Consider the following 11,468-nt stretch of genomic DNA (forward strand, 5'->3'; position numbering starts at 1 on the left):
GGGGTGGTCCGTGGACCACCCCCGCCCCGCCCGTCCCGCCGGGTGTCCGGCGGGATCACCGTTGCGGCGTCACTTCTTGACGTACTTGGCCACCGGGGCGTCGGAGCTGCTGCGCCCGAAGCCGTACAGCGACCCGTCCGACTGCATCACGAACTCGGTGAGGCTGAGGCCGATGTTGAGGTCGACGTTCTTGCTTTCGATGATGGCGCCGAGCTCGGTCGCCGCACCGTCGGTCGGCGAGAGGGTCACCAGCTTGGCGTCCTTGCCGTAGCCCATGTCCAGGATGGCCCGGACCTTGCCGTCCTTGTCGGTGCCGGAGACCAGCCGCAGCCCGTCCTTGGCGTCACCGGTGGTCGACCAGAGCCGCTTGCCGGTGTTCAGGTCGTACGCGTTGATCGCCGGCTTGGTCGGGTTGGTCTGCACGTACAGGGTCGTGCCGCTGATCACGTTCAGGCTGAACGCGTCGGCCTGGCCGCTGAGCCGCAGGCTGTCGTAGCCGGGCTCCTTGACCGACATCTGGTTGCCGGCCTTGTTGGTCTTGTCGAACGGCAGGATGTAGTCGCCGTTCGGACCGTTCGTCACCAGCAGCACCAGCGGCTGGTCCGAGAGGACCTTGTCGACCCGCTCGATGGTGCCGCCGAGCGTGATCGGCGCGGGCGAGGTGACCTTGCCGCTGTCCGTCTCCACGACCACCAGCTGCGACTTGACGGTGGTGTTGAGGCCGTAGCAGCGGTCGGTGACGACGATCTGGGCGCCGGCGGCGGTGCCGTAGACGCTGCAGTCCTTCTCGCGCGGCTGGAACGCCCAGACCGGGGTGCCGTCGGTGATGTTGATCGCGGCGGCCGTGTTGGCGCCGATGCCGACGACCTTGTCGGTGACGGTCAGCGACGGGGAGGACATCCGCTGCTGGCCGACCTTGACCGTCCAGAGCAGCTTGCCGGCGGCGACGTCGACCGCGGCGATGGTGGAGCAGTCGCTGTCACCGGTGTTCAGCGAGATCGCGGCGATGTGCTTGGCGTTGGTGCTGTACGAGGCGGAGCAGAACTCCTTGGTGCCGGCCGGCACCGGGATGTTCCAGGCCTCCTTGCCGTCGACCGTGCTGATGCCCCGGACACTGGTGGTGTCGACGCGCACCGCGGTCTTCTCGGCGCCCCAGATGGCGAGCAGCCGCGAGCTGCTGCCCCCGGCGGCCGGCTTCTCGGCGGCCCACGCGAGGTTGTAGGCACCGGCCTTGCCGCCGCCGCCCGTGGTCGGGCTGCTGGTGGCCCCGGTGGTGGGGGCGGTGGTCGTGCCGCTGGTGGAGCCGCCGGTGACCTCGCCGCTGGTGCCGCCGGTCGCGGCCGGCGGGTCGTCGTTCTTCTTCTTGTCGTCGGTGAACAGCACGATCAGCGCGGCGACGATGGCGATCGCCAGCACACCGCCGATGATGCCGCCCCAGATCATCACGGGGTTGCGCTGCTTGGGCGCGGCCGGCACCGGCGCACCGGGGAAGCCGTAGCCGCCCTGCTGCGGGTAGCCGTACCCGGCGCCGCCGTCGGCGGGCGGCGGGGCCGCGTAGCCGTAGGGCTGGCCCGCGTTCGGGGCGCCGAACTGCTGGCCCGCGTTCGGGTCGTACGGGCCGACCGGGGCGCCCGGGGGCGGACCCTGCGCGGGGAAGGCGGGGGCGGTGGGCGCGTAGGCGTAGCCCTGGCCCGCGGCCGGGGGCTGGGCCGGCGGCGTGCCCGGTGCCGGGGGCGCGCCGGCCGGTGCGGGCGGCGCCGCCTGCCCGGGCACCGCCGACCCGTCGAGCTGTGTCTGCTGGTCCGCCACGGCCGCCGGGTCCACACCACCGGGCTTGCGCCCGAGCGAGACGCCCCGGTTGTCCTGACCGCCGCCGGGCGTGTCGCCCGCCCCCGGCGTAGGGTGATCCCCTGCCATCTGATGCCCCGTCATGTCTGGAAGCGTCCCCCGGCCGGTTCACGTCCGCGGCCGGTGGGACGGGTGAGATTGGGCACCATCGTACGGGGGGACGGTTTTCGGACGGTCCCTGGCGCCCGTATCGCCGTGCACCGCGGCCCTGACCTGGGGTCGGACCGGCCGGTTGTCCGCCCGCAGGGCCCGGCGGGCCGGTGCCGGGGCGCCCTGCGCCCCCGTTCTCCCCGCTCTCTCCCCAGCCTCTCCCCGGTCCCGCTCCGGTTTCTGTCCGGAGTCCTCACCCGTCCCCGGGCCGCCACCGCCCCGGCGCCGCTCCTCCCCGTTCACGGATGACCGCGCCCTCCCCTCGCCGCAGGCCCTAGGCTTCAGGACTTGAAAGGGGACGCCCGGCGGAGGGGTCCCCGCGCCCTTGGGAGGGTGGATCATGTCCACGGACACACCGGGCTCGCAGTCCTCACTGCACCGCGCCAACCTGGAACGGGTGCTCCGCGCGGTGCGGATGGCCGGCTCGCTGACGCAGGCCGAGATCGCCCGCGGCACCGGTCTCTCGGCGGCCACCGTGTCCAACATCGTCCGGGAACTGAAGGAGAGCGGCACCGTCGTGGTCGCCGACACCTCCTCCGGCGGGCGGCGCGCCCGCAGCGTCTCGCTCAGCGGGGACGCGGGCATCGTGGTGGGGATCGATTTCGGCCACACCCACCTGAGGGTCGCGGTCGGCAACCTCGCGCACCGGGTGCTCGCCGAGGAGAGCGCCCCGATCGACGTCGACGTCTCGGCCGCGCAGGGCTTCGACCGGGCCGAGGCCCTGGTCGAACGGCTCCTCGCCGAGGCCGGGTTCCGGCCGGAGAAGGTGATCGGCGTGGGCCTGGGCGTCCCCGGTCCGATCGACGTGGAGACCGGCGCGCTGGGTTCGACCGCGATCCTGCCCGGCTGGACCGGGATCGCCCCCGGGCGCGAGCTGGCCCAGCGGCTGGGCATGCCGGTGCACGTCGACAACGACGCCAACCTCGGCGCGCTCGGCGAGCTGGTCTGGGGCGCGGGACGCGGGCTGAGCGACCTCGCCTACATCAAGGTGGCGAGCGGCGTCGGCGCCGGGCTGGTGGTCAACGGGCAGATCTACCGCGGCCCGGGCGGCACCGCGGGCGAGATCGGTCACATCACCCTGGACGAGGCCGGCCCGGTCTGCCGCTGCGGCAACCGGGGCTGTCTGGAGACCTTCGTCGGCTCGCGCTACCTGCTCAACCTGCTCGTGCCGACCCTCGGCCCGGAGCTCTCGCTGCCCCGGGTGGTCGAGCTGGCCCACCAGGGCGACCTCGGGTGCCGCCGGGTGATCGCCGACGCCGGCCGGCAGATCGGCACCGGCGTGGCGACCCTCTGCAACCTGCTCAACCCGCGCCGCGTGATCCTCGGCGGTGACCTCGCGGAGGCCGGTGAGCTGGTGCTCGCCCCGATCCGCGACTCGGTGGCCCGCTACGCCATCCCCAGCGCCGCCCGCCAGCTCTCGGTCGTCCCCGGCACCCTGGGCGGCCGCGCCGAGGTGCTGGGCGCGCTCGCGCTGGTGATGAGCGAGATGGGGGAGTCCGGCGCACTCGGCCGCCCGACCCCGGCCGCCACCGCCCGCCCCTGAGCCCTCGGGCCGCGGACGGCCGCCCCCGGGCCCGCCCTTCCCCGTCGGCGGCCGGGTCACGGCCGTCCCGGGCGCGGTGCGCCCCGGGCCCGTCCGGGCGCGCCGACACGCCGGTTTCTGCGGTTCACCCGAAAGAGTGACCGTCGAGGTGACTGGCGTGTACCGGCCGGTGGCACCGGACGCCCCGCCCGGTGTCCGGCGGCCGGAGATTAGACTCGACCGGTCGACACCGACCGCGAGGCGGCGGGGAGTGCCGCCGCACCGGGCAGCGACGCCCGTCGGACCTCGCGGTCCGCGAACACTGAACGAGGAGGAACGGGTGGCCCTGCTGACCCGCATTCGGGGACCGCGCGATCTCGACCGGCTCACGCCCGGACAGCTGGCCACCCTGGCCCAGGAGATCCGGACCTTCCTGGTGACGGAGGTCTCCAAGACGGGCGGCCACCTCGGCCCCAACCTCGGCGTGGTGGAACTCACCATCGCGCTGCACCGGGTCTTCGACTCGCCACGCGACCGCATCCTCTTCGACACCGGCCACCAGAGCTACGTCCACAAGCTGCTCACCGGCCGCCAGGACTTCTCGCAGCTGCGGATCAAGGGCGGCCTCTCCGGCTACCCCTCCCGCGCCGAGTCCGAGCACGACGTGATCGAGAACTCGCACGCCTCCACCGTGCTCTCCTACGCCGACGGCCTGGCGAAGGCCAACGAGCTGCTGGGCAAGCACGACCCGGTGGTGGCCGTGATCGGCGACGGCGCGCTCACCGGCGGCATGGCCTGGGAGGCGCTCAACAACATCGCCGACTCCAAGGACCGCCCGGTCGTCATCGTCGTCAACGACAACGAGCGCTCCTACTCGCCGACCATCGGCGGCCTGGCCAACCACCTCGCCACCCTGCGCACCACCCAGGGCTACGAGCGGTTCCTCTCCTGGGGCAAGGACGCGCTGCAGCGCACCCCGGTGGTCGGCCAGCAGCTGTTCGAGACCCTGCACGGCGCCAAGAAGGGCCTGAAGGACTTCATCGCGCCGCAGGGCATGTTCGAGGACCTCGGCCTCAAGTACATCGGCCCCATCGACGGCCACGACCTCACCGCCCTGGAGTCCGCGCTGACCAAGGCGCGCGGCTTCGGCGGCCCGGTGATCGTGCACTGCCTCACCGAGAAGGGCCGCGGCTACCACGCCGCCGAGAACAACGACGAGGACCGCTTCCACGCGGTCGGCGTGATCCACCCGGAGACCGGCCTGCCGATCAAGAGCGCGGGCAAGGACTGGACCTCGGTCTTCGCCGAGGAGATGGTGGCGCTCGGGCACGAGCGCGAGGACATCGTCGGCATCACCGCCGCGATGCTCCACCCGGTCGGCCTGGCCCCGTTCGCGCAGGCGTTCCCGGACCGGATCTTCGACGTCGGCATCGCCGAGCAGCACGCCGTCACCAGCGCCGCCGGCCTGGCCACCGGCGGCCTGCACCCGGTCTTCGCGGTGTACGCGACCTTCCTGAACCGCGCCTTCGACCAGGTGCTGATGGACGTCGCGCTGCACAAGCTGGGCGTCACCTTCGTGCTGGACCGGGCCGGCGTCACCGGCACCGACGGCGCCTCGCACAACGGCATGTGGGACATGTCGATCCTCCAGGTCGTCCCCGGCCTGCGGCTCGCCGCGCCGCGCGACGCCGACCAGGTGCGCGCCCAGCTGCGCGAGGCGGTCGACGTCAAGGACGCCCCGACCGTGGTCCGCTACTCGAAGGGCTCGGTCGGTCCGGCCGTCCCGGCGGTCGGCCGGATCGGCGGCATGGACGTGCTGCGCGAGGCGGCGCCGGACGCCGCCGGGCCGACGGCCGACGGCCGCCGCGCCGACGTGCTGATCGTCTCGGTCGGCGCGCTGGCCCCGATGTGCCTGGAGGTGGCCGACCTGCTGGCCGCCCAGGGCGTCACCGCCACCGTGGTGGACCCGCGCTGGGTCAAGCCGGTCGACCCGGCCCTGCCGGGCCTGGCCGCCGAGCACCGGGTGGTCGTCACGGTCGAGGACAACGGCCGGGTCGGCGGTGTCGGCGCCGCGATCGCCCAGGCGCTGCGCGACGCCGGCGTGGACCTGCCGCTGCGCGACTTCGGCATTCCGCAGCAGTTCCTGGATCACGCCTCGCGGCCGGAGATCCTCGCCGAGATCGGTCTCACCGCCCCGGACGTCGCCCGTCAGGTGACGGCGCTGGTCTCCAAGCTGGACGTGGCCGCCGTCGAGGCCTGACCGACCTCCGCCGACCCGGCCGGGTCACCCGCCCGGCCGATCGGGGCGGGGGCGGGTCGGCCGGGCCCTGCGGGGCCGTCCCGGCCGTCCGACGTCGACGGCTCGGCAACAGTTCGGCACGGATCAGGTACGGATCGGGTACGGATCGGGCTGATAATCGCACCGAAAGGCGGGACCGGCGCTTCCGGCGCCGATCCCGCCCGGTAGGTTGTCATCCGTGCCGACCCCCACCCGATCCCGCCTGACCGCGCTCGCCGAGCGCCTGCCCTTGGGGGTACCCCCGGCCGAGGGCTGGGAGCGCGTCCGCGTCGGCTACTGGACGCGGCTGGTGCCGTTGCTGGCGCTGGTCGCGCTCGTCACCCACATCCCGTCCTTCGTCCGGCCGGTCTGGAGCCCCGACGAGGGCTTCCTGGCCACCCAGGCCCGGATGCTCGCCGACGGCGGCGTCCTGTACGACACCGTGGTCGACCGCAAGCCGCCGCTCCTGCCCTGGCTCTACCAGGCCTCGTTCGCGGTCTTCGGCTCCGCCTCGCTCTGGCCGCTGCGCACGCTGGCGGTGGGCGCCCACCTGGTCACCGCGATCCTGCTGGCCTCGATCGCCCGCGGCCGCTGGGGCAACCGGGCCGGCGCCGGTGCCGGGCTGCTCTACCTGCTGGTCTCCATCGGGCTCTCCCCGGAGGACACCCAGGCGGCGACCTTCGAGGTCTTCATGCTGCCCGCCATGGTGGCCGCCTTCCGGTACGCCGAGCGGCGCCGCTGGCTGGCGGCGGGCATCGCGGTGGCGCTCTGCTCGCTGACCAAGCAGACCGGCGGCGCGGTGCTGCTGGCCGTGCTCTGGATGCTCTACCAGGACGCCCGCCGGCGCGGCGTCCGGTGGCCGCCCGCCCTGTTCAAGATCGGGTTCGGCTTCACGCTGCCGATAGCGCTGGTCGCGGTCATCCTCACCAAGCCCAAGGGCTTCCTCTTCTGGGTGGTCACCGGCAGCGGCGACTACGCCTCGGCGGGCGGCGCCCTGCTGCAGATGGTCGGCCGGGCGCTCGGCAACTCGGCGATCCTGCTCGGGGCCGGGCTCGGCTTCCTGCTGCCGGTCGGCCGACGGCTCTGGTTGAAGTACCGCCACCGCCCGCTGCCCGTCGCCGGGGAGGAGCACGGCTCCACCACGGACCTCTGGGTCTGGCTGCTGTCCTCGGTGATCGCGGTCAGCGTCGGCTTCCACTTCTTCGGCCACTACTACCTGCAGCTGATGCCCCCGCTGGTGCTGCTGGGCACCGGGGCGGTCGCCACCTCGGCGGTCCGCTGGAAGCCTGTCCTGGTGTACACCACGGCCGCCGCCACGGTCTTCTGGGGCCTGGCGCTGGCCTGGCCGGGGGAGCGGCTCAGCCGCACCACCGAGGTCGCCACGGCGGTCGCCGCCCAGACCTCGCCCAAGGACACCGTGCTGGTCTGGGGCATGCACCCGGAGCTGTACTGGCTCGCGGACCGCAAGCCCGCCACCCGGTACCTGACCGCCGGATTCCTCACCAACTACAGCGGCGGCAAGGACAGCAGCCTCAACGTCGGCGAGCAGTTCTCCGTGGACAACGCCTGGCAGACCTTCGACCAGGAGATCGCCAAGGGCCTGCCCGAGGTCGTGGTCGACGACTCCGGCCTCGCGCCGTACCAGCCCGGCATGATCCCGAAGATCGAGGCGCTGCTGGACACCCACTACGAGATGGTCGGCGTCTTCGCCGACACGGTGGTCTACCGCCTCAAGCGCTGACGCCCCCGGCGGTCGGGGCCGGGCCTGCCCGGCCGCCGCCCGGTCCGGCAGTCCCGGCACGGGACGGAGCGCCGGCACGCGGAGGAGCCCAGGCACGCGGAAGAGCCCCGGTGACCGATCCGTCGGTCACCGGGGCTCCGTCGTGCACTCCTCAGGCGGGCACCGAGGCCACACCGGGTGCGAGGAAGGGCTTGCCGTTCACGCGCTCCGAGATGCCCTCACGGTCCAGGTACGGGGTGATCCCGCCCAGGTGGAAGGGCCAGCCGGCGCCGGTGATCATGCAGAGGTCGATGTCCTGCGCCTCGGCGACGACACCCTCCTCCAGCATCAGGCCGATCTCCTGCGCGACGGCCTCCAGCGACCGCGAGAGCACCTGCTCCTCGGTCAGCACGCTGTCGCCGAAGGAGAGCAGCTCCAGCACCTCGGGGTCGAGGATCTGCTTGCCGTCGACCCAGGTGTAGAAGCCGCGCTTGCCGGCCTTCACCACCTTGCCGAGGTTCCCGGAGACGGTGAAGCGCTCCGGGAAGGCCCCGTGCAGGGTCTCCGAGACGTGCAGCGCGATGGCCGGGCCGACCAGCTCCAGCAGCACGATCGGGGACATCGGCAGGCCGAGCGGCTCGACGCCCTTCTCGACGGTGGCGATCGGGGTGCCCTCGTCGATGATGTTCTGGATCTCGCCCATGAAGCGGGTCAGGATCCGGTTCACCACGAACGCCGGGGCGTCCTTGACCAGCACCGAGGTCTTCCGCAGCTTCTTCGAGACGCCGAAGGCCGTGGCCAGCGCGACGTCGTCGGTCTGCTCGCCGCGGACGATCTCCAGCAGCGGCAGGATCGCGACCGGGTTGAAGAAGTGGAAGCCGACGACCCGCTCGGGGTGCTTCAGCTTCGAGGCCATCTCGGTGACCGACAGGGAGGAGGTGTTGGTCGCCAGCACGCAGGTCGGCGAGACCACGTTCTCCAGGTCCGCGAAGACGGTCTGCTTGACGCCCATCTCCTCGAACACGGCCTCGATCACGAAGTCCGCGTCGGCGAAGCCGGCGGCCTTGTCGAGCGAGCCGGTGACCAGGCCCTTGAGACGGTTGGCCTTGTCCTGGCCGATCCGGCCCTTGCCGAGCAGCTTGTCGATCTCGGCGTGGACGTAGCCGACGCCCTTGTCGATGCGCTCCTGGTCGATGTCGGTGAGGACCACCGGCACCTCCAGACGGCGGGCGAACAGCAGCGCCAGCTGCGAGGCCATCAGACCGGCGCCGACGACGCCGACCTTGGTGACCGGGCGGGCCAGCGACTTGTCCGGCGCGCCGACGGGGCGCTTGGCCCGGCGCTGCACCAGGTTGAAGGCGTAGATGCCGCTGCGCAGCTCGCCGCCCATGATGAGGTCGGCCAGGGCCGCGTCCTCGGCGTCGAAACCGGCCTGGAGGTCCTGGTCCTTCACCTGGGCGATGATGTCCAGCGCCCGGTAGGCGGCGGGGGCCGCACCGTGGACCTTGGCGTCGGCGACCAGACGGCCCCAGGCGACGGCGTCGTCCCAGGCCTTGCCGCGGTCGATCTCCTCGCGCTCGACGGTCACGTCGCCCTTGAGGACACGGGCCGCCCAGAGCAGCGACTGCTCCAGGAAGTCGGCCGGCTCGAAGATCGCGTCGGCGATCCCCAGCTCGAACACGTCCTTGCCCTTGAGCTGCTTGTTCTGCGCCATCGAGTTCTCGATGATGACCTTGACGGCCTTCGCCGGGCCGATCAGGTTCGGCAGGACGGTACAGCCGCCCCAGCCGGGGACGAGGCCGAGGAAGACCTCCGGCAGCGAGAACGCCGGGACGCCCGCGGACACCGTGCGGTAGTCGCAGTGCAGGCCGACCTCGACGCCGCCGCCCATCGCCGCGCCGTTGTAGAACGCGAAGGTCGGGACGGGCAGTGCGGCGATCCGCTTGAAGACCTCGTGGCCGCCCTTGCCGATGGCCAGCGCGTCCGCGTGCTCCTTGAGCAGCTCGACGCCCTTGAGGTCGGCGCCGACCGCGAAGATGAACGGCTTGCCGGTGATCGCCGCACCGACGACGGTGCCCTCGGCGGCCTCCGCCTCGACCTGGTCCAGCGCCGCACTCAGCTTGAGCAGCGAGCCCGGGCCGAAGGTGGTCGGCTTGGTGTGGTCGAAGCCGTTGTCCAGGGTGATCAGGGCCAGCCGGCCGGCCTGCAGCGGCAGGTCCAGGTGGCGGACGTGCGCGGTGGTGACGACCTCGCCGGGGAAGAGTTCGGCGCCGCGGGTCAGCAGCTCAGTCGTGGTGCTCATGGTCACTTACCACCCTCGAAGTGCGGGTTCTCCCAGATGATGGTGCCGCCCATGCCGAAGCCGATGCACATCGTGGTGAGGCCGTAGCGGACGTCCGGGCGCTGCTCGAAGCGGCGGGCCAGCTGGTTCATCAGGCGCACGCCGGAGGAGGCCAGCGGGTGGCCGAAGGCGATCGCGCCGCCGTACGGGTTGACCCGCTCGTCGTCGTCCGCGATCCCGTAGTGGTCCAGGAAGGCCAGCACCTGGACGGCGAAGGCCTCGTTGACCTCGAAGGCCTGGATGTCGTCGATGGTCAGACCGGCCTTGGCCAGCGCCTTCTCGGTGGCCGGCACCGGGCCGATGCCCATCACCTCGGGCTCGACGCCCGCGAAGGCGTAGGAGACCATCCGCATCTTGACCGGCAGGCCGAGCTCCTCGGCCACGTCCTCGGCGGCCAGCAGCGAGGCGGTGGCGCCGTCGTTCAGACCGGCCGAGTTGCCCGCGGTGATGTTGCCGTGCGGGCGGAACGGGGTCTTCAGACCCGCCAGGCTCTCCATCGTGGTGCCCGGGCGCAGCGGCTCGTCCACGGTGGCCAGGCCCCAGCCGGTCTCGCCGACCTCGGGGTTGGTGTTGCGGATCGAGATCGGCACCAGGTCGGGCTGGATGTCGCCGTTGGCGTACGCCTTGGCGGCCTTCTCCTGCGAGCGCACGGCGTAGGCGTCGCAGCGCTCCTTGGTGATGTGCGGGAACCGGTCGTGCAGGTTCTCCGCGGTCATCCCCATGAACAGGGCGGACTCGTCGACGAGCTTCTCGGAGACGAAGCGCGGGTTCGGGTCGACGCCCTCGCCCATGGGGTGGCGGCCCATGTGCTCGACGCCACCGGCCACGACGATGTCGTACGCGCCGAAGGCGATACCGCCGGCGGTCGCGGTGACGGCGGTCAGCGCGCCGGCACACATGCGGTCGATCGAGTAGCCGGGGACGGACTTCGGCAGGCCGGCCAGCAGCGCGGCGGTGCGGCCGATCGTCAGACCCTGGTCGCCGATCTGCGTGGTGGCCGCGACGGCGACCTCGTCGATGCGCTCGACGGGCAGGTTCGGGTTCCGGCGCACGAGCTCCCGGATGCACTTGACGACCAGGTCGTCGGCGCGCGTCTCGTGGTAGATGCCCTTCGGGCCGGCCTTGCCGAACGGGGTGCGGACGCCATCGACGAAGACGACGTCCCTCGCGGTACGAGGCACGGGGGCTTCTCCTCCCAGGGACCAACAGGTTGAGGTGGGCAGGCTGCCGCCGTCCGTCGCACGAGGGGACGTGAGCGGCGCTGCTTCACCGTCATGCTACCCGCCGGTAACCAACCTGCCCAGGCCCGACGGGTGCATCTCCCCGTGTGTCCCGCAACACGTGCTGTCGCCCGCTCGCCTCCGGGCCGCTTCGGTCCGGTGCCGACGGTCGGCGCTCCCGCGCTCCTTCGTCGCTTCCTCGCTTCTCCCTCTCGGCACCGGCGCGGCCCTTCGGCTCGGGGCGGGTGTCGCCCGCTCGCCTCCGGGCCTGCTCGGGGCGGGGCCTTCGCCCCGCCCGTCTCCGGGTCGTTCCGGAGCCGGACGTGGGGGGGGGGGGGGGACACCCCCCCCGGGCGAGCACCACCCCCCCCCCCCCCCCCGCCCCACAC

6 protein-coding genes are annotated in these 11,468 nt (G+C 72.6%); 3 read left to right on the forward strand and 3 right to left on the reverse strand.

What is annotated here, in order from left to right:
• Nucleotides 1-69: 69 nt before the first annotated feature.
• Nucleotides 70-1,917 (reverse strand): PQQ-binding-like beta-propeller repeat protein, encoded by a 1,848-nt coding sequence (locus ACFWIC_RS33420; RefSeq protein WP_329948613.1) that lies wholly within the window; start codon nucleotides 1,915-1,917, stop codon nucleotides 70-72.
• A gap of 421 nt (nucleotides 1,918-2,338) precedes the next feature.
• On the opposite strand from ACFWIC_RS33420, the gene ACFWIC_RS33425 reads away from it, so the two are divergent.
• The 3 genes from ACFWIC_RS33425 (at nucleotide 2,339) to ACFWIC_RS33435 (ending at nucleotide 7,539) form a co-directional block, all read left to right on the forward strand.
• Nucleotides 2,339-3,541, forward strand: a complete 1,203-nt coding sequence (locus tag ACFWIC_RS33425) for an ROK family transcriptional regulator (RefSeq protein ID WP_329882065.1) — start codon at nucleotides 2,339-2,341, stop codon at nucleotides 3,539-3,541.
• Between the two features lie 319 nt (nucleotides 3,542-3,860).
• The gene (gene dxs, locus ACFWIC_RS33430) at nucleotides 3,861-5,780 is read left to right on the forward strand and encodes a 1-deoxy-D-xylulose-5-phosphate synthase (RefSeq protein WP_355405208.1); all 1,920 of its coding nucleotides are present in this window, start codon (nucleotides 3,861-3,863) and stop codon (nucleotides 5,778-5,780) included.
• A 217-nt stretch (nucleotides 5,781-5,997) separates the two neighbouring features.
• Nucleotides 5,998-7,539 (forward strand): glycosyltransferase family 39 protein, encoded by a 1,542-nt coding sequence (locus tag ACFWIC_RS33435; protein ID WP_329882067.1) that lies wholly within the window; start codon nucleotides 5,998-6,000, stop codon nucleotides 7,537-7,539.
• Between the two features lie 151 nt (nucleotides 7,540-7,690).
• Here ACFWIC_RS33435 and ACFWIC_RS33440 read toward each other — a convergent pair whose 3' ends face one another.
• A complete protein-coding gene (locus ACFWIC_RS33440; RefSeq protein ID WP_329948615.1) occupies nucleotides 7,691-9,820 on the reverse strand; it encodes a 3-hydroxyacyl-CoA dehydrogenase NAD-binding domain-containing protein in 2,130 nt (709 codons plus the stop codon).
• 2 nt (nucleotides 9,821-9,822) lie between these two features.
• Nucleotides 9,823-11,040: an acetyl-CoA C-acyltransferase gene (locus ACFWIC_RS33445; RefSeq protein ID WP_329882069.1), complete on the reverse strand. Its 1,218-nt coding sequence runs from the start codon at nucleotides 11,038-11,040 to the stop codon at nucleotides 9,823-9,825.
• Between the last annotated feature and the right edge of the window lie 428 nt (nucleotides 11,041-11,468).

The organism is Kitasatospora sp. NPDC127035, from assembly GCF_042726075.1.
Taxonomy (GTDB): domain Bacteria; phylum Actinomycetota; class Actinomycetes; order Streptomycetales; family Streptomycetaceae; genus Kitasatospora.